The organism is Streptomyces albidicamelliae, from assembly GCF_025642175.1.
Lineage (GTDB): Bacteria > Actinomycetota > Actinomycetes > Streptomycetales > Streptomycetaceae > Streptomyces > Streptomyces albidocamelliae.
The window spans coordinates 6,323,533-6,343,285 of the sequence record NZ_CP106795.1 but is presented as its reverse complement, the minus strand read 5'-3'; the positions used below and the strand labels follow the sequence as shown (position 1 = coordinate 6,343,285).

General features: G+C 69.1%; 7 protein-coding genes. 3 read left to right on the top strand and 4 right to left on the bottom strand.

Annotated features, from left to right (window positions below):
* Positions 1-101: 101 nt before the first annotated feature.
* Positions 102-2,819, bottom strand: coding sequence for an aconitate hydratase AcnA (gene acnA / locus N8I86_RS28760; protein ID WP_073897881.1), 2,718 nt, complete (start codon positions 2,817-2,819; stop codon positions 102-104).
* Positions 2,820-3,223: 404 nt separating this feature from the next.
* Between acnA and N8I86_RS28755 the strand changes: the two genes are divergently transcribed.
* Both N8I86_RS28755 and N8I86_RS28750 read left to right on the top strand, forming a co-directional pair.
* The gene (locus tag N8I86_RS28755; RefSeq protein ID WP_263279034.1) at positions 3,224-3,421 is read left to right on the top strand and encodes a DUF4236 domain-containing protein; all 198 of its coding nucleotides are present in this window, start codon (positions 3,224-3,226) and stop codon (positions 3,419-3,421) included.
* A gap of 64 nt (positions 3,422-3,485) precedes the next feature.
* Complete coding sequence (locus tag N8I86_RS28750) at positions 3,486-5,015, top strand: helix-turn-helix domain-containing protein (RefSeq protein ID WP_073897490.1); 1,530 nt, start codon at positions 3,486-3,488, stop codon at positions 5,013-5,015.
* A gap of 82 nt (positions 5,016-5,097) precedes the next feature.
* Here N8I86_RS28750 and N8I86_RS28745 read toward each other — a convergent pair whose 3' ends face one another.
* The 3 genes from N8I86_RS28745 to N8I86_RS28735 all read right to left on the bottom strand — a co-directional run bounded on the left by N8I86_RS28745 (position 5,098) and on the right by N8I86_RS28735 (position 16,566).
* Positions 5,098-5,550 (bottom strand): hypothetical protein, encoded by a 453-nt coding sequence (locus tag N8I86_RS28745; RefSeq protein WP_263279033.1) that lies wholly within the window; start codon positions 5,548-5,550, stop codon positions 5,098-5,100.
* A gap of 128 nt (positions 5,551-5,678) precedes the next feature.
* Positions 5,679-12,074, bottom strand: coding sequence for an RHS repeat-associated core domain-containing protein (locus tag N8I86_RS28740; protein ID WP_263279032.1), 6,396 nt, complete (start codon positions 12,072-12,074; stop codon positions 5,679-5,681).
* A gap of 142 nt (positions 12,075-12,216) precedes the next feature.
* Positions 12,217-16,566, bottom strand: coding sequence for a LamG-like jellyroll fold domain-containing protein (locus N8I86_RS28735; RefSeq protein ID WP_263279031.1), 4,350 nt, complete (start codon positions 16,564-16,566; stop codon positions 12,217-12,219).
* Between the two features lie 588 nt (positions 16,567-17,154).
* Here N8I86_RS28735 and N8I86_RS28730 point away from each other — a divergent pair.
* Complete coding sequence (locus N8I86_RS28730; RefSeq protein WP_404830838.1) at positions 17,155-19,746, top strand: Pls/PosA family non-ribosomal peptide synthetase; 2,592 nt, start codon at positions 17,155-17,157, stop codon at positions 19,744-19,746.
* The last annotated feature ends 7 nt before the right edge of the window (positions 19,747-19,753 follow it).

The following is a 19,753-nucleotide window of genomic DNA, read 5'->3' as shown; positions in this document are numbered from 1 at the left end:
GGGCCGTACCGGCGCGCTGGGAGCCGGGGAGGGCGTACGGCGGAGGGCCGCACCCCCGGGGTGGGGGTGCGGCCCTCCTGCGTGCCGTGTGCCTCGATCGGCTACTTGCGGATCAGGCTGCGCAGCACGTACTGCATGATGCCGCCGTTGCGGTAGTAGTCGGCCTCACCGGGGGTGTCGATGCGGACGACCGCGTCGAAGTCGACACCGGTGTCGGTGGTGACCTTGACCGTGCGCGGCGTGGTGCCGTTGTTGAGCTCCTCGACGCCGGTGAAGGAGAAGGTCTCCTCGCCGGTCAGGCCGAGGGAGGCGGCGGACTGGCCCTCCGGGAACTGCAGCGGCAGGACGCCCATGCCGATGAGGTTCGAGCGGTGGATGCGCTCGTACGACTCGGCGATGACGGCCTTCACGCCGAGCAGCGCGGTGCCCTTGGCCGCCCAGTCGCGGGACGAGCCGGAGCCGTACTCCTTGCCGGCCAGGACGACCAGCGGGATGCCCTGCTCGATGTAGTTGCGCGAGGCGTCGTAGATGAACGACACCGGCGCGTCGGCCTGGGTGAAGTCGCGGGTGTAGCCGCCCTCGGTGCCCGGCGCGATCTGGTTGCGCAGGCGGATGTTGGCGAACGTGCCGCGGATCATGACCTCGTGGTTGCCGCGGCGCGAGCCGTAGCTGTTGAAGTCACGACGCTCCACACCGTGCTCGGTGAGGTACTTGCCGGCGGGGGTGTCGGCCTTGATGGCACCGGCCGGGGAGATGTGGTCGGTGGTGACCGAGTCGCCCAGCTTGGCGAGCACGCGGGCGCCGGCGATGTCGCTGACCGGGGCCGGCTCCATCTCCATGCCCTCGAAGTACGGGGGCTTGCGGACGTAGGTCGACTCGGTGTCCCACTCGAAGGTGTTGCCGGTCGGGACCGGGAGCGACTGCCACTGGGCGTCGCCCGCGAAGACGTCGCTGTAGGACTTCGAGAACATGTCCTCGCCGATGGCGTTGGCGACGACGTCGTTGACCTCGGCCTCGGAGGGCCAGATGTCCTTCAGGAAGACCGGGTTGCCGTCCTGGTCGGTGCCCAGGGCGTCACGGGTGACGTCGACCTTCATGGAGCCCGCGAGGGCGTAGGCGACGACCAGCGGCGGGGACGCCAGGTAGTTCATCTTGACGTCGGGGTTGATACGGCCCTCGAAGTTCCGGTTGCCGGAGAGGACCGAGGTGACCGCGAGGTCGTGGTCGTTGACGGCCTTGGAGACCTCCTCCGGCAGCGGGCCGGAGTTGCCGATGCAGGTGGTGCAGCCGTAGCCGACGAGGTTGAAGCCGACCTTGTCGAGGTAGGGGGTCAGGCCCGCCTTCTCGAAGTAGTCGGTGACGACCTTCGAACCCGGGGCGAGGGTGGTCTTGACCCACGGCTTGCGGGTCAGGCCCTTCTCGACCGCCTTCTTGGCCACCAGGGCGGCGGCGACCATGACGTACGGGTTGGAGGTGTTGGTGCAGGAGGTGATGGCCGCGACCGTCACCGCACCGTGGTCCAGCTCGTAGGTGGTGCCGTCGGGGGCGGTGACCTGCACCGGGTTGCTCGGCGCGCCGTTCGGGGCGACGGCCGGGGCGTCGGAGGCCGGGAAGGACTCCTGGCCCGCCTCGTCCACGACGTCGACGTAGTTGCGGACGTCGCTCTTGAACTGCTCGGCGGCGTTCGCGAGGACGATGCGGTCCTGCGGGCGCTTCGGGCCGGCGATGGAGGGGACGACCGTGGACAGGTCCAGCTCGAGCTTCTCGGAGAAGTCCGGCTCGGCCTTCGGGTCCAGCCAGAGGCCCTGCTCCTTGGCGTAGGCCTCGACGAGCGCGACCTGCTGCTGCGAACGGCCGGTCAGGCGCAGGTAGTTCAGGGTCTCGTCGTCGATCGGGAAGATCGCGGCGGTGGAGCCGAACTCCGGCGACATGTTGCCGATGGTGGCGCGGTTGGCGAGCGAGGTGGCGGCGACGCCCTCGCCGTAGAACTCGACGAACTTGCCGACCACACCGTGCTTGCGGAGCATCTCGGTGATGGTGAGCACGAGGTCGGTGGCGGTGGTGCCGGGCCGCAGCTCACCGGTGAGCTTGAAGCCGACGACGCGCGGGATCAGCATGGAGACCGGCTGGCCGAGCATGGCGGCCTCGGCCTCGATGCCGCCGACGCCCCAGCCGAGCACACCGAGGCCGTTGACCATGGTGGTGTGCGAGTCGGTGCCGACCAGCGTGTCGGGGTAGGCCTGGCCACCGCGGACCATGACCGTGCGCGCCAGGTGCTCGATGTTCACCTGGTGGACGATGCCGGTGCCGGGCGGGACGACCTTGAACTCGTCGAAGGCGGTCTGGCCCCAGCGCAGGAACTGGTAGCGCTCCTTGTTGCGGCCGTACTCCAGCTCGACGTTCTGCTTGAAGGCGTCGTGGGTGCCGAACTTGTCGGCGATGACGGAGTGGTCGATGACCAGCTCGGCCGGGGCCAGCGGGTTGATCTTGGCGGGGTCGCCGCCGAGCTCCTTCACGGCCTCACGCATGGTCGCGAGGTCCACGACGCAGGGCACGCCGGTGAAGTCCTGCATGATCACGCGGGCCGGCGTGAACTGGATCTCCTGGCTGGGCTGGGCCTGCGAGTCCCAGCCGCCGAGGGCACGGATGTGGTCGGCGGTGATGTTCGCGCCGTCCTCCGTGCGGAGCAGGTTCTCGAGCAGGACCTTGAGGCTGTACGGCAGGCGGGCCGAGCCCTCCACCTTGTCCAGCCGGAAGATCTCGTACGACTCGTCGCCCACCTGCAGCGTGCTGCGGGCGTCGAAGCTGTTCGCCGACACGACAGTCTCCTTCATTGATGTGCGCGTACCACCGTCAATCCTGCCGCCACGCCGGCTTGGCCGATCCGCTAAGGTAAGGCTAAGTTAGGTAACCCTTACTTGGGTGGCGGCTGCGGTGCGCCTCGGCAGATATCTCGATGTCGAGATAACTCTAGTACATGGCCGCTGGATGGTCATGCCCGGACGGGCCCCGGCATGCCGACATCCGGTGGCGTAGGCCACACACCGGGCCGCCGACCGGCACATGGGCGACAAACCCCCCGGTGTACCGCACCCCCGGCCCGACCCGCCTCCCCCGCCCGGCGCCCGGCGCCCGCAGGACCGCCACACGGCGCCCATCAGTCCGCGCGCACGGGGTATCCGATCTGAGCGGCACTCAGATCCGACAGACAGAGGAGGCGGTCATGCCGCTCACCTTCCGCAAGAGCTTCCGGATACTCCCCGGGGTCCGGCTGAACATCAACCGGCACTCCTGGTCCATCACGACCGGCGGCGGGAACGGCCCGCGCCACACCCACAGCAGCACCGGACGACGTACGACATCGGTGGATTTGCCCGGACCTTTCGGGTGGCGTCGGACCCGTACGACCAGGGGACGTTGACACGCCGTCACCCGAATGGACCCCCCAACGGGCGCCATCTCATATCTGAGATAACCTCAACCCCATGGCAGACGATTACCTCGTACGCATCGGCAAGCTCATCCGTGACGCCCGGCAACACCGTGGCTGGACGCAGGCCCAGCTCGCGGAGGCGCTCGGTACCAGCCAGAGCGCGGTCAACCGCATCGAGCGCGGGAACCAGAACATCAGCCTTGAGATGATCGCCCGTATCGGTGAGGCCCTGGACAGCGAGATCGTGTCGCTGGGCTACGCGGGTCCGATGCATCTGCGAGTCGTCGGCGGCCGCCGGCTGTCCGGCGCCATCGACGTGAAGACCAGCAAGAACGCCTGCGTCGCCCTGCTGTGCGGCTCGCTGCTGAACAAGGGCCGCACGGTGCTGCGGCGGGTCGCGCGCATCGAGGAGGTGTACCGCCTTCTGGAGGTACTGAACTCCATCGGCGTGCGCACCCGCTGGATCAACGACGGCGTCGACCTGGAACTGGTGCCGCCCGCCGAGCTGGACATGACCGCGATCGACGCGGACGCGGCGGTGCGGACCCGGTCCATCATCATGTTCCTCGGCCCGCTGCTGCACCGCATGGACCACTTCAAGCTGCCCTACGCCGGCGGCTGCGACCTGGGCACGCGGACCATCGAGCCGCACATGATCGCGCTGCGCCGGTTCGGCCTCGACATCGCGGCCACCGAGGGCCAGTACCACGCCCAGGTGGACCGCAAGGTCCGCCCCGACCGGCCGATCGTGCTGACCGAGCGCGGCGACACGGTGACCGAGAACGCGCTGCTGGCCGCCGCCCGGCACGACGGCGTGACCGTCATCCGCAACGCCTCCTCCAACTACATGGTCCAGGACCTCTGCTTCTTCCTGGAGGCGCTCGGCGTCCGGGTCGAGGGCATCGGCACCACCACGCTCACCGTGCACGGCGTGCCGAACATCGACGTCGACGTCGACTACTCCCCCTCCGAGGACCCGGTCGAGGCGATGAGCCTGCTGGCCGCCGCCGTGGTGACCGAGTCCGAGCTGACGGTGCGGCGGGTGCCGATCGAGTTCCTGGAGATCGAGCTCGCGGTCCTGGAGGAGATGGGCCTCGACCACGACCGCAGCGCCGAGTACTTCGCGGACAACGGCCGCACGCGGCTGATCGACCTCACGGTCCGGCCCTCCAAGCTGGAGGCGCCGATCGACAAGATCCACCCGATGCCGTTCCCGGGCCTGAACATCGACAACGTCCCGTTCTTCGCGGCCATCGCGGCGGTCGCCTCGGGCCAGACCCTCATCCACGACTGGGTCTACGACAACCGCGCGATCTACCTGACCGACCTCAACCGCCTCGGCGGCCGGCTCCAGCTCCTGGACCCGCACCGGGTGCTGGTCGAGGGCCCGACCCGCTGGCGCGCCGCCGAGATGATGTGCCCGCCGGCCCTGCGTCCCGCGGTGGTCGTCCTGCTGGCGATGATGGCGGCCGAGGGCACGTCGGTGCTGCGCAACGTCTACGTCATCAACCGGGGCTACGAGGACCTCGCCGAACGCCTGAACTCGGTCGGCGCGCAGATCGAGATCTTCCGGGACATCTGACGCACGGATGCCGCCGCACTCCGTTCGGCCTGCGACGGTCACGACGGGGTGCGGCGGCGTTCCTGTTCCGGAAGTTCTCGTCTCAGCGCCGGTTGATGCCGGGCAGGCGTACGTCGTAGCCGTCCAGCATCTGCAGGGTGTGCGCCCGCGTCCGCTCCTTCATGTAGGGCCAGGCGGCCTCGACCAGCCCTTCGGCGTTCAGGAGCTGTTCGAGCACCTCGAAGTAGACGGCGCCGCTCACATGCTCACTCGGGTGGGCGACGATGGTTTCCACGAAGTCCCAGCAGCGGCCGAGCAGCTCGGCGTCGGGGCTGGCGCTCTCCAACTCGGGCATCAGCACGGGCGTCGTGAAGCACTCGGCCAGCAGCTTGTACAGCCGCACCCACGCGTCCTCGGTCACCACGGCCGTTTCCGCGGGACGGTCGTACGTCTCGGCGATCGAGTCGGCGGATTCCGGGATCATTCGCAGCAGCAGCGAGGGGATCTCCTCGGTGGCGATTTCGGGCCGGCTCCCGTCGGCGGGTAGGTCGCTCATGTCTTCCTGTCGGATAGGTGCGGTCATGGACCCGGGGCCCGCCGTGCGAGGTGCACGGCGGGCCCCGTCCTCATGGCCGAGCACGGCTGAGGGGGCTCATTGTCCCGCTCAGCATCCCGGGCCGCCAGTCAGGCCCAGTTCTCGGACGTGCTCGGTTCCAGCGCCTCGTGGAACCCGAACGGGTCCACGGTGTCCTTGAGCATCTCCCACGCGCCCTCCTTCCAGCCGTACTCGCGGACGTAGGACGGAGCCTGGGCGACCGTCACGACGCCACCGACGATTCCGAGGGTCCTGGGGAACCCGCGCAGTCGGGTCGGCTGGCCGATCGGCTCGGGGCTCTTGTACTTGACCGGTCGGAACTCCGTTCCCGTGAGGTCCTTCACGGAGGGTGTCTTGGCCACCTCGTCGAAGTTCGTCTTGACGGCGGTCTTCATGTCGGCGTCGGCGTTCATCCGCTTGTTGATGTTGCCGGTGACGTCGCGTGAGTTCAGGGCGTCCCACAGTTCCTGGGCCTCGGCCTTGGCCACCTTCTGGTCGCTGTCGGACAGCCGAGGGGTCTTCTTGGTGTCCCTACCCGTCTCCCGGGCCTTGCGGTCGTTCTCCAGGATTTCCGAGAGGGCGTTCATCGTCTCCCAGCCCTTCTGCAGATGCAGCTGGGTCTTGGACGGCAGGGGCTTGCCCGTGTTGAACTCGTGGATGAGGGCCGTGGACAGCTTTCCGTTACCGAAGACGTGCTTGGCCTGCGCCTTCGGGTAGATCTGCTGAAGCGCTCCGCGCAGCTTGCCGTTGCTCACCGCCGGCGCGGGAGTACGGCGCTGCATGAAGCCCGGGTTCTTGTTCGGAACCTTGTTGAGGAAGTACGCGATCGTCTTCTTCAACAGCTTGAACATCTCCAGGAAGCCGAAGAACTTCCCGTCCGGGTCGGCGTACACCAGCGGGTTGTTGTTGCCGTAGGTGTAGCCGTTCATCTGCTGCGGGTCGGCCAGGTCCATGATCGGGTCCACGGAGAGGAACCGGCCGGTCTGGGCGTCGTACTCGCGGGCCCCCAGGTGGGTGAGGCCGGTGTCCTTGCTCTCGTCGATGCCGCCGACGAAGCCCTTGGTCCCGGGCCAGGCGGTCGGTGCCGTTCCCCGGCTCTCGCCGAAGGGCGTGACGCGGCGCTGGGTGAGGGCCAGGTCGGTGGCGGCGACGGCCAGCAGACCGGTGCCGTGGTGGTCGGCCAGAGTGAAGGAGAAGCTGCCGTCGTCGGCCCGGACGGCCTGGTGGCCGCTGCCGAGATCGAAGTAGCGGGTCGCCTTCGCCTTGGTCGCGCCCTTGTCGAGGGTGACGTCGGTGTGCCCGAGGTGCAGCGTGGTCCGGTCGCCCGTGCGGTCGATGAGCCGGTTGCCGTTGGCGTCGTACAGGTAGTCGGTGACCTTGGCCGGCTTGCCGTCGACGGGTTCGGTGACCTTGGCCAGCAGCCCCTCGGCGTCCCAGTCCAGGTGCTGCTTGCCTCGGTCGGTGGTGTTGCCGGTCTCGTCGTAGACGTAGTCGGTCCGGCTGGTTCCCGCCGGTCCCCGCGTGGTCAGCGACGACAGTTGGTGCGCCTTGGGTCCGCCCGCGGGCGGGTATTCGTAGGTGTGCTTGACGTCCTTGGCGGTGTCGCCTCCGATGTCGTGCCGGGTGTCGGTCAGCCGGTCGCCGGCCTTGTCGTAGGTGTACGACTGCCAGTACGGAGCCGGACCGCCGAGCTTGCTCGCGGCAGGGGCGTCGGCGCAGGTCTGGTCGCCCTGGGTCCACGCCTCCGTCAGCCGGCGCAGGTAGTCGTAGGTGAAGCACTGGTTGTCGGTGCCGGTACGGGAGACGTCCCGCAGGGAGAGGACGTTGCCGGCCTCGTCGTAGCGGAAGGTGACGTTCTGGTCGACGCCCGCCTGTCCCTCGCGGTCGACGCGGGTGGTCGCCAGGCGCTGGGTGCCGAACTCGTAGGTGTTGGTGACCTGCGTCTTCTTCCCGCCGCTGGTCAGACCGAAGCTGTACACCAGCGGCTTGCCGGTCTGGCTGTAGGTGGCGGTCGAGGTCATGCCCTGGCCGTAGACGGAGATCGGCCGAAGGGTCTGGTCCTCGTAGGTGTAGTTGACGGATCCGCCCGGCAGGGAGCCGGCGGCGGAATAGCTCAGCGAGGCGACCAGGCCGGAGGGCTTGTAGGCGGTACCGGACTGGTAGGTGCCGGCCAGCGCGCCCTCGGCGGCGGGGATCACGGTCGCCGTCTTCGTGGGCCGGTACAGCTTGTCGTAGGCGGTCACCGCGGTGGTGTACGCCTGGCCGTCCACGTACCGGATCGACTCGGCGAGCTGGCCCTTGGCACCGGAGACGGTGTCGTACGTCCACTTGACCCGCAGCTTGCCGGTGGCGGAGCCCTCGCGCAGCTCGGTCTTGCGGCCCAGTCCGTCGTAGGTGCTGAACAGGGTGGTGCCGCGCTGGTCGGTGCTGGAGATCACCTGACCGTGGTCGTCGTACTTGGTGTCGGTGCGGCCCCGGTCCGGGTCGCTGAAGGACGTCTGGTGGCCGAGCTGGTCGTAGGTGTAGCTCCAGCTGTTGCCGGCCGGGTCGGTGACCTTCAGCAGGTCACCCGACGGGGTGTGGTCGTAGGTGGTGGTGTCGTAGGCGGACTCGGGGTCGCGGGTGTGGTGCTGGCGCAGTTCGGTGATGTTGCCGCGCGCGTCGACCAGGGAGGTGACGGTGGTGTCGCCCACCGGAGGTATCAGGGTGGTGCGGTCGCCGCCGTAGATCGTCTTCTTGGTGGACAGGACCGTGCCGCCGTCGCCGTTGCCGGCGATCTGCCGCTCCTCGGTCTGACGGCCGAGGCCGTCGTAGGAGGTGCGGGTCTGGGTCTCGACGCCCAGCGCGTCGGCGGGCTTGAACAGCTCGGCGACGGGGCCGCCGTCGGCGTAGTAGGGGGCGAAGGTCTTGGTGGTCAGGCCGCGCTCGTCGTAGAAGACGTCGGAGATGATCCGGCCGCCGTCCGGGCCGGGAGCCTGGGACTGCCGCTCGCGCAGGAAGCCGTCGTACAGCTTGTACGACGTGATCTGGCCGCCCTCGTTGTTCAGCAGCTTGGTGGCCACCGTGACGGGCTTGCCCTCGGCGACCGAGTAGGCGTACTCGTAGGTCGGCACGCCGGTCGTGGCGCGGTCCGCGAGCCACACCTTGGTGGAACGGCCGAGGGCGTCGTAGGCGTAGTTGGTGACGTTGTTGTTGGTGTCGGTCTGCTTCAGCAGCAGCCCGCGCAGCGGGTCCAGGTCCTTGACGGTGGTCTGCGCGCTCGCCGGGGTGTTCGGATCGGCGGGAGGCGTGGTCGTCTTGGTCTGGGTGGGCAGGCCGGTGGCCGGGAGGTAGGTCGTGGTGGTGGTACGGCCGTCGGTCCGGGCGGTGCGCACGGGATCGCCGGTGCCGGTCACGGTCACATCGGCCGCCAGATCGGTGGCGGTGAGTTCGCGACCGTAGTCGTCGTAGGTGGCACCGGCCTCCAGGTACGTCGCCTTCGTGCCGCTGTCGCTCTTGAGCGGGGACGTGGCCGTCGGGTCGCCCTTGGTCGGCGCCGCGCCGTAGGCGCCGCCGTCGTAGGCGGTACGGACGTCGTCGATGACGTCCTTGGTCCGGTCGACGGTGGCGTCACACGCCTTGGCGACGGTCTCGACCCGGGAGGGCAGCAGCAGGATGTTCTTGTCGGTGTTGGTGGCGTAGGTCGTACGGGTGCACTGGTCGTCGTCCGCCGTGGAGGTGTCGCCGAGGTCCTCCTCACGGATGGGCCGGCCGGCGACGCTGTCGTAGCTGGTCGAGCTGGTGGTGGTGCGCCACTTGTCGCCGGCGCCGTCGTCCAGGGAGGTGTAGGCCTTCGTCTCGGCGGTGCCGGTGAAGTCGGCGGTGACCGTGCCCCAGTCGCGGACCTTCTTGGCCGTCTCGTGGTGCCAGGGCCGGTTCACGGTCTTCTGCAGTACCTTGCCGCCGGGCCGGTCGAAGACGAGGGTGCGGTACTCGAAGCCCGCGGTCGCCTCGTCGTCGGTGATCGCGTCGCCCTCGCCGGCGCCGAGCGCGACGGTGACGGACTTGGTCCCGCCCGTCGTCGTCTTGCGGTCGCCGTCCATGCCGCGCAGGAAGTAGTGGTCCTGCTGCGTCTTCATGGCGGCGGCGCCGCCCTGCCCGCCGGTCTGGACGCGCACGTGACCGTAACCGCGCCACTGCGACCAGGTCTTGTACTTCTCCTTGGTCAGCCCGTCGTCGTCGAAGTGCCAGGCGGCACCGTCGAGGTAGTCGTAGGCGGCGACCTGGTCCGGGGCGCCGCCGGTACGGTCGGTGGCCGTCACCGAGGTGACGACGTACTTGTTGAACCACTCGCGGTCCGGGGCGTCGCTGCTGTCACCACCGATGTACTGGGGGAAGCAGCGGGTGGTGTTGGTCTCCGGGGTCGGCAGCGCGTCCGCGTCGCAGGCCGGAGCCGAGTAGTTGACGTCGATCTGCCCGCCGGACTCGTCCGCGACGGTGGACAGCCGTGCCTTGATGAACGGGGCGTAGCCGTCCCCGGTGCGGTCCAGCCGGTTGGCCAGCTGGGTGTAGGCGAAGGTGGTCTTCGGCAGCGTGATCGACGGGGAGGCGGTGTGGCCGGTGTGCTGCACGCTGTCCAGCAGCAGCTGGTAGTCGGTGTCGGCCATGCCCCAGCGGTGGGTGAGCTGCCAGGAGTCGGCCTTGCCGTAGGAGCCGTCGGACTTCAGGAGCTGGGTGGTGACCGTGGTCAGCCGCTTGCGGGTCCAGAACGACGGCGTCAGCCGGCCGCTGTCGCATTTGGTGCCGGCCTTGCAGTTCAGGTCCCAGGGCGTGTCGTACCAGTAGTACGACTTGCTGTCGATGGTGTCGGCCGCGCAGGTGACGCCGTCCTGGGGAAGGCAGCGCTCCGCGCTGTCGAAGACGACCTGGGCCAGCGGCTTGTCGGCGAACATGCGCGAGGAGCGCAGGCCGTAGTCGATGCGCTGGAGGTAGCCGCCGCGGGTGTAGGGCGTGTCGGCGTCGGCCTTGAGGTTGCGGCCGTAGGAGTTGGTCTCCTTGGCGTAGTGGTAGCCCATGGCGTTGCTGTGGGTGTCCACCACGTAGTCCAGGTTCCACCGCCATGCCTGCTGGCACCAGGAGTCGGCGAAGGTGCTCGCGTGGCAGGGCTCGCCCGTGTTGTTGCCGAAGACCGGCACGGTCCACGTCGAGTCGGTGGTCTCCTTGCCGTCGGCCCAGCCGGGCAGGCGGTGGTAGCCGAAGTAGTAGCGGGTGCCGTCGGGGGTGGTCAGCCGCCAGTACTCGCCGTCGTTGTCGCCGTTGCCTCGTTCGGTGCTGGTCAGGTGGGCGACGCGGGTGCCGTCGTCCTGCTGGAGCTTGAACTCGTCGTTGCCGATGGGAACGAGTTCGCCGCCCTTGCCGTTGAAGGTGAGGTAGGCGTTGTCGTAGGCCCAGCACAGGTCGCCGGGCTTGTTGCCGTCGGCGTTCTTCTCCCCGTCGTCGGCGCACGGCTTGTAGCGGCGCTCGATGAAGCCGGGCGACAGTTCGAAGCCGTCGCCGGCCCAGGAGCCCTGGTTGTTGGTGGCGCCGGTGCGGCCGTCGATCGAGCTCGAGGAGTAGTCCAGGCCGACCTCGGGGGCGAGGTCACCGGGGACGTCCGGCACCGGCATGTCGTAGGACCAGGTGAAGTCACCGGTGTTGAGCTGGGTGCTCCAGGTCGCCGACGGCGAGAGGGAGGTCGCCTTGAAGTCGCCCTTCTCGCCCCCGGTCTCCGCCTCGGCGGCCAGCACGGTCGCAGCCGAGGAACGCAGGCTCACCGCGTTCGCGGTCAGGGTGCGGCTGCCGGCGTCGTTGCGCGTGGCGAGCGGGGTGCTCTTGCGGCAGGCGTCCTTGGCGGGCGTGGTCAGGGCGCAGGCGGGCAGTTCGACCAGGTGCAGCCGTGCGGCGTAGCCGCCGCCGTATGCCTGGGCGAAGCCGGAGTAGTCGACGGTGACGGCGACCTTGCCCGAGCCGGGCGTGGCGGCCGCCTTGCCCGAGCCGGCCACGGGGGCCTTCTTGGGGTGGTCCTTGGCCTTGAGGGTGAACAGCAGTCCGTCGACGCCGGCGCGTTCGGCCTGGGCGCGGCTCTGCAGGCGGGCCTCGACGGCGCCTGTGGCGGCGCCCTTGCGCGTCTTCGGCAGGGCGATGCGCAGCGGCAGCTCACCGGCGCGGCCGGAGCCGTGCCCGGGTATCTCCACCGTGGCGGTACCGGGCTCCGGCCAGGAGCGCCTGGGCGGCTGCGACGGTGTCCGCGGGCCCTTGCTCAGCGTGCGGGGCTTGGCCTTGAGGCCGTTCGCTCCGGGCACCGGCTTGTCGGCCTTGGGCACGCCCGGCAGCGGGTGTCCGGAGGCCGCCTGGGCGGGTGAGGCGGCGGCCTGGATCAGACCGCCGAGCAGCAGTGCGGACATGACCAGGGAGACCGGCCGGTGCAGCGCTGTCGCGGAAAGGCGTGGTGGGGGTTTGCGTCTCATGCGTGATGCCGTCCATGGCTGAGTGGCGTGCCGGTGCGCGTGTCGTCGCACACCGGCATCGCCGTGCGATAGGGGCGGATGTGAAAAGTGGCACCGGCGGTGGGGTACGCGGCGGTCCGCGCACCCCACCTGCCGGCGGGCGTCAGCTGCCGGCCGGGACCTCGGTGGGCACGTCGAACCAGGAGCCGGCGAGTTCCTCGACCTGGCTGTCGTTGAGCGCGCCCTGGATGAACCAGACGTCGTCGATCAGGCCGGGGAAGTACTCGGCCGCCGTGCTCCCGGTCTTCGTCCGGCCGACCTGGAGCGACTTGCCCGCCTTGGTGGTCAGGACGTTCTCGCCCCAGGCGATCAGGTCCTGGCAGGAGGCCTTGTCCGCCTGGCCGTCACCGTCGGCGTCCTCGCACGGCACCTCCTGGAGGATGCCGTTGACGTACAGGCGGGCCTGCTTGGCGAAGCCGTCGTACACCAGCGCCAGGTGGTTCCAGTCGGTCACGCTGCTGAACTCCGTGCTGGCCAGGCGCACGGTCGTGGCATCGGTGCCGTCCTTGTTCGGCAGAGCCAGCTCCCAGCTGCCCAGGCCGTCCGGATTCGCCGGATCGGGGACGAAGCGCACGGCGAAGGGACTCTGGGTGGTGCCCTCTGCGCTGACCACCGTCGCGTTCTGTGCGGGGGTCGAGGCCGCCTGGGCCCAGGCGGTCACCGTGAAGCTGGCGCTCGTGTCGACCGGTACGGCCGGCGCGCTGGCGTAGCCCGCGCTGCCGTCGAGTTCCAGGCCGCCGTCCATGAAGCCGGTGCCGATCTTCGCGCCGCCCTGCAGGGAGAGGGCGGGCGCACGGCCGGCGTCGTCCGGCGAGGCGGAGCCGCTGTCGGTGTCCAGCTTCCAGCGCGCGTTGAGCAGCGGGCGCTGCTGGAACAGCTGGCGTACCTCGTCGGCCGACACGGGCCGGTCGAAGAAGCGGACGTCGTCGATCTGCCCGGGGAAGAAGGAGTCGGGCTTGCCGTCGTAGTTGCCGGCGCCGATCTGCACCGCCCCGCCCGCGTACCAGTCGGCCTCGATGTCCGTCGAACCCGCCTCGACGCCGTTGACGTAGAGGATGAGCTTGTCGGCGACGGTGTCGTGCACGCCGACCAGGTGGGTCCAGGTGTCGCCGTACGCGGTCTGGCCCTCGGCCTGCATGGCGCGGATCGGGGTGGCGCCCGCCGCGTCGGCCGAGTACTGGTTGAACACCCAGCGGTCGTATGCCTTGCTGTAGTACAGCTCCATGCCCGGTCTGTGCTCACCGGTCTGGGTGGCGATGATCGCGGTGTGGTCCGGCTTGGTCCTCGGCAGCTTCGCCCAGGCCGAGACGGCGAAGCTGCGCTGGTTGTTCAGCAGCGGCCGGCCGGTGCCGGCGTAGTCGTCCGTTCCGTCCAGGGTCAGTGCCTTGCCGGCGATGCCCGGGGCGCCCGCGGTCATACCGCCGGAGAACTTGGCATCCGGTACCTCGGCCACGCCGGTGAGCCGGGTGGCGTCGGCGGCTTCGTCCATGGAGAACACCGCACGGGCCGGCCGGCCGGAGATGATCGACTCCTTGCCGTAGAGCCGGGTCACCTCACCGACGGCGAGCGGCTTGTCGAAGATCTGCACCTCGTCGATGTCGCCGGGGAAGAAGGAGTCGGGCTTGCCGCTGTAGGAGCCGGCGCCGATCTGCAGTCCGCGTCGGGCGTTCCACGGCGAGGTGTACGTGGTGGTGCCGACGAGGGTGCCGTTCACGTACAGGCACAGCTGGTCACTGCTCGCGCTGAAGGTGCCCACCAGGTGGGTCCACTGTCCGGCCTTGGCTCCGCCCGCGGTGGCCGGCATGGCCCGCACGACGCTCGCGTCGGGGCTGTCCGCGCTGTACTGGTTGAACACCCAGCGGTTGTAGCTCGCCGAGTAGTAGAGCTCGAAGCCCGGGGAGTGGTTGCCGGGCTGGGCCGCGATGATGGCGGCGTGGTCCGGCACGGTGGACAGCTTCGCCCACGCCGAGACGGAGAAGCCGGTGGAGGTGTCCACGGTGGGGATGTCGGTGACCGCGTAGTCGTCGACGCCGTCGAAGGAGACCGCGGTGCCCTTGGCGCCCTCGACGTGCGGGGTGGGGCCGCCGCGGAGTTCGGCGGTGCGCTGGGGGGCCTGTCCCTTGGCGGCGTCGGATCCGGCGGCGTCGTCGAGCTGCCAGACCGCGCGTTCGGGCTGTCCGGCCTTGACGCGGAACTGGTAGGTGCGGATCTCACCGGCGTTGCCCGCCGTGTCGAACGCCCGGGCGGTGACGAAGTTGAGGCCGGGCCTGGCTGGCAGCATCCGGGCGACCTTGGCCGCGCCTGCCGCGGTGGTGATGGTGTTCTTGGAGCTCGGGTCGCCGTTGATGCCGAACCAGTACTTCGTGACGTCGGTGTCGGCGGCCTTCAGCGTGAACGAACCGTACTGGCCCACTCCGTCGTACCAGGGGTCCTCCGGGTCCTCCGGATCGGAGGCCGGGTAGTCACCCGAGACGATCGACGGAGCCTTGGGCACCTTGGTGTCGTAGGTGAAGTAGCAACCCGTCGGGTCACCGGCGTTGGACCAGGGTGAGTACTGCGCGCCGTCGTAGCTGCGGACGTACCAGTTGATCTGCTTGTTCTCCGGTATGGAGGAGGGCAGGCCGATAGCGAAGTCAGAGCCGGACTTCTTGTAGCCGGTGCGCGCCGGCTTCCAGTGGGCGATGTTGCCCTTGCCGTCGCCCGCGTCCCAGCCCGCCTGGAACTCCACGGCTATGTTGTCGCCGTCGGGATCGGTGATGTTGTTGGCGTAGATCTTGCCGAGGCTACGCACGCGTGCGGCGTCGGCCGGCTTCTTGCAGGTGCCGCCGTACTCCATGGTCAGCTGCGACATCTTGACCTGCGAGGGCGGGCGGTTGTACTTCACCCGCAGATAGGCCTTGTCGGAGAAGCGCTTCCAGCCGTAGATGTCGGTCTCGCTGGATGCCTGCATGCCGAACGTCATCGTCGAGGACTTGGCGTCGGCCGCCGACTGCACCGCCGACTTGACGTCGAACTCGGCGTCCTTGGCCGAGCAGCCCTCGAAGCCGTAGGCGAAGGAGTCCGTCTTCAGCTTGTCGATCCAGAAACCGCTCGCCGTCTGGGAGTTCCAGGTGGTCGACGAGGAGATGTCCTTGGTCCGCCACAACTCCACGCTGCGTGCGCTGCAGGACGCCGACCAGACGTTGCGGACCACGAACTCGGCTTCGAGGATGGACTTGCCCGCGAACTTCGAGACCGGGATGCGGTAGAAGAGCCGCTTGGTGTCGTACGGCTTGCAGTAGTACCAGCCGCAGTAGCCGAGGCCCGCGTTGTCCTCGCCGTTGAACTTGTACTGCGGCGACGAGGCCCAGTACTTGGAGACCATCGTCCAGGCCGAAGCTCGCGGCGAGTACCACTGGGGGTCGATGAAGACCGGGTAGACGGTGTCCTTGCCCTTCAGCACGTCCGTGTCCGGGGTCAGCACGAGTTCCTTGCCCCCCGTGGGGACGTCCACCGCGACCGGGGCGAGCTTCGCCGAGTCGCCCGCCGCGGGCTCGTCGCCCGGACCGGCGGCCGGCTCGTCCGCCGACGCCGTGCGCGCGGCGGTGCCCGCGGGCGCGGCCGGACCGGCGGCACTCGCGCCGCCCGACGACGACTTCGCCGCGGCCGGTCTCACCGAAGCGGCCCGGGCCTCCGACGGCTTGGCGGTGGCGGACTGCTTCGCGGTGCCCCCGTCGCCTGCGGGGCCGGTACTGGAGTCCCACATCACCGGCCGGGGCGCCTCGAACACGGCGTTCTTCGCCCCCTGGTCGACGGCTTCCAGGCCGCCCTGTGCGGTCTCCCGCACGTCCATGCCATCGGCGGAGAGCTTCAGGCGCAGTTCGGCCAGTTCCCCACTCGCCGCCGCCTTGGCGGATTTGACGACGAGCAGTTGGGTGAAGCCGTCCTCCTGAGCGCCCATCCGCAGGTCGACGTCCGGGAGCACGTTCTCGTAGGTGGCGGTCGCGCCGTCGAGAACCGGAGCGGGCAGCTTGCCCGGCCAGGACAGGGTCAGGTCGCGGCCCGCCTTCTCCATACGCACCAGTGGGGCGTCTCCGCCGGCGGAGAACTCCAGGCCGACCGTGGTGGCACCGGGAGCCACCGTCCCGTGAGACGTACTGGCCAGGTCGGTGTCGACCGGCTTCCACGTGCCGTCCACCCGGGTCCGGACGGGACGCAGATACTCGCGTGCCTCCAGATTTCCGTCAGGTGTGGCGTACACGTCGGCGCTCTCGGAGCGGAGCGAGTCCACCTCGACGCTCCGGCCGGTTCTCCTGGCCTCGGCCAGAGCCTCGTCCGTGGTCGTCGACGCCGTCGGATCGTTCCCCTTCCCGGTGGCCTCGCCCGTCCGGAGCGGGACCGCTCCGGAGAGTGCGGCCGCCGAGGCCGCCGGCACGACTCCCGCGGCCGTCACCAGCGTCAGTGCCAAAGCCATTACTCGGCCACGTCTTCGCGTCAACACGCGCCCCCGCATGCAAGCCCCTTGGTGAGAAGTCAGTGAAGAGTCCCTGACAAGTTGGTCAACGCGCGCATGCTACGTAAGAAAAAAGTTAAGATCCACTTCAAGTTTCCGACATATCGGGTTGCTCGGGGTTGCCGGTAATGAGCATCGACACCTTGACGGAGGCGTCCGCGCTGCCGACCGATCAAGGGCGGACCACCTGAGCTCGCCCCCTCGCGCCCAACACCGGCGGGGCCGTCGGCGACGCTTCGATGTGCCCGGAAATTTTTCGGGCGCGCCGCATTGGAGCAGCGCCGAAACGCACCCTCCGCCGGCGGGCTCACGGCCCGCTCGCCACCACCGGCCTGACCCGCACGAATGGCCGCCGTTCGAGTGAAACGAAGGGCGTGCTCAACCTGTGCGGGGCCTATGAATACGGACTCGTGGAGGATTTTCCGGGGGAACGGCGCGCTGCCCTAAGTGGCAACCTCCTGTCTGCCTGGCCAGACTGAACGTGGCGGTACGTGATCGGAGCAAACCGTCCACTCGGGGCCATTGGCGATCCACACGTCAGGAGATCGAATGGTGGAGCAGTCCTCCGAGGTCCCCATATCCGGGTCGGGTAAACCCGTTGTCGCCATGAGCGACCGGGCACCGGCCGGAACGGACACCGAGCAGGAACTCGCGGCGGCGCTGGCCGAGCTCACAGGCGCCGACCGGGTAGCGCTCGACAGCGACTTCTTCACCGACCTCGGCGCGAATTCCCTGGTCATGGCCCAGTTCTGCGCGCGGGTACGCAAGCGGGCCGACCTGCCCTCCCCCTCCATGCGGGACATCTACCGGCATCCCACGATCCGCCGGCTGGCCGCCGCGCTCGTCGAGGCCGATCCGGTCGACGCCCAGCCCGCCGCCCCCGAGGCGCCCGTGCCGGTACCGGTGGCACCGGCGGTGCCGCTCACCCCGGTGGGCCGGTTCGGTCATTTCCTCTGCGGGACTTTCCAGCTCGCCGTATTCCTCGTGTACTCCCTGGTCTCCGGATATGTCACGGCGTACGGATACGAGTGGATCGCCGCCGGATCGGGTGCGAGCAGCATCTATCTGCGGGCGCTCGTGTTCGGAAGCGTCGCTTTCGTCGCTCTCTGTGCATTCCCGGTCGCTGCGAAATGGATTCTGATCGGCCGCTGGAAAGAGCGTGAATTCCCCGTCTGGGGACCGACGTATGCGCGCTTCTGGCTGGTCAAGGTGCTGCTGCACGCGAATCCGATGGTCTTTCTCACCGGGACGCCGCTCTATGTGCTCTATCTGCGGGCCCTCGGCGCACGGGTCGGCAAGGGAGTCACGATCCTCTCCCGCTCCGTCCCGGTCTGCACCGATCTGCTGACCGTCGGCGCCGGCACGCTGATCCGCAAGGACTCCTTCCTCCTCTGCTACCGGGCGGAGGCGGGACGCATCCAGACCGGCCCGGTCACGCTCGGCCGCGACGTGTTCGTCGGCGAGAAGACCGTCCTGGACATCGGCACCACGATGGGCGACGGCGCGCAGCTCGGCCACTCCTCGTCGCTGCACCGCGGCCAGGTGATCCCCGACGGTGAGCACTGGCACGGCTCCCCCGCGGAGCCGACGCCGGTCGACTACGTGCGGGTGGCACCCACCCGCTGCGGCACCGGGCGCCGGTTCCGGTACGGGCTGGGCACGCTTCTGCAGCTGTTCTTCCTCTACATTCCGCTGACCCTCGGCGGGGTGTACATCCTGTTCACCGAGGTACCGGCGATCGGCAAGCGGCTCGACCCGCAGACGGCGGCGCTGTCGCGCCCGGAGCTGATCGACGACGCGCTGGTCCTCTCCCTCGTCGCGTTCGCCGGATTCCTGGTCCTCGGCATGGTGGCCCTGCGCACCCTCCCGCGTCTGATCGGCCTGGTCGTGAAGCCCGACCGGGTCTATCCGCTCTACGGCGTCCACTACGCGCTGCACCGCGCCACGACCCGCATGACGAACATCAAGTTCTTCGGCTGGCTCTTCGGTGACAGCTCGTACGTCGTGAACTACCTGCGCGGCCTCGGGTACGACCTCTCCCAGGTCGAGCAGACCGGGTCGAACTTCGGCACCGAGGTGCAGCACGAGACCCCGCTGCTGGTCACCGTGGGCACCGGCACGATGGTGGCCGACGGGCTCTCGGTGGTGAACGCGGAGTACTCGGGTACGTCGTTCCGGCTGTCCCGCGTGTCCATCGGGGCACGCAACTTCCTGGGCAACAACATCGCCTACCCCGTCGGCGGCAGGACGGGGGAGAACTGCCTGCTGGCGACCAAGGTGATGGTCCCCCTGGACGGCGAGGTCCGGGAGGGCGTGGGGCTGCTCGGCTCGCCCTGCTTCGAGATCCCGCGCTCGGTGGAGCGCGACGCCCGGTTCGACCACCTGCGCACGGGCGACGAACTGCGCGGCCGGCTGCGCGCGAAGAACCGCTTCAACCTGCGCTCGATGGCCCTGATGCTCACCGTGCGCTGGCTGCACGTCTTCCTGCTCACCCTGCTGGCCCTCACCTCCGTGGACCTGTACGGCGTGGTCGGGCACGTGGTGATCGGCGGCTACGTGGCGATCACCCTCGCCCTGTCCACCGCCTACTACGTCCTGGTGGAGCGCTGTCTGACGTCGTTCCGCGCCCTGCGGCCCCAGCTGTGCTCCATCTACGACCGGGCCTTCTGGCGGCACGAGCGGCTGTGGAAGGTCCCCACCCAGTTCCTCAACCTGTTCAACGGAACTCCCTACAAAAGCCTCGTGTGGCGGCTGATGGGGGTGCGCATGGGCCGGATGGTCTTCGACGACGGCTGCTACATCACCGATCGCACGCTGGCCACCGTCGGCGACGAGTGCACCCTCAACATGGGGTGCAAGATCCAGTGCCACTCGCAGGAGGACGGCACCTTCAAGTCGGCCGGCACCGCGCTCGGCGCCCGCACCACGCTCGGCGTCGCCGCCCACGTGCACTACGGCGTGACCCTGGGCGAGGGCTCGTTGCTGGTGGCCGACTCCTTCCTGATGAAGGGCGAGGAAGTGCCCCCGGACGCGCGGTGGGGTGGCAATCCGGCCGTGGAGATGCCCGGGACCGCCGTCCGGTCCGGCAGCCCGGACCGGGCCCTGGCGACGACCAACGCCTCCGCTACGACGACCAGTTGAGGAAGGC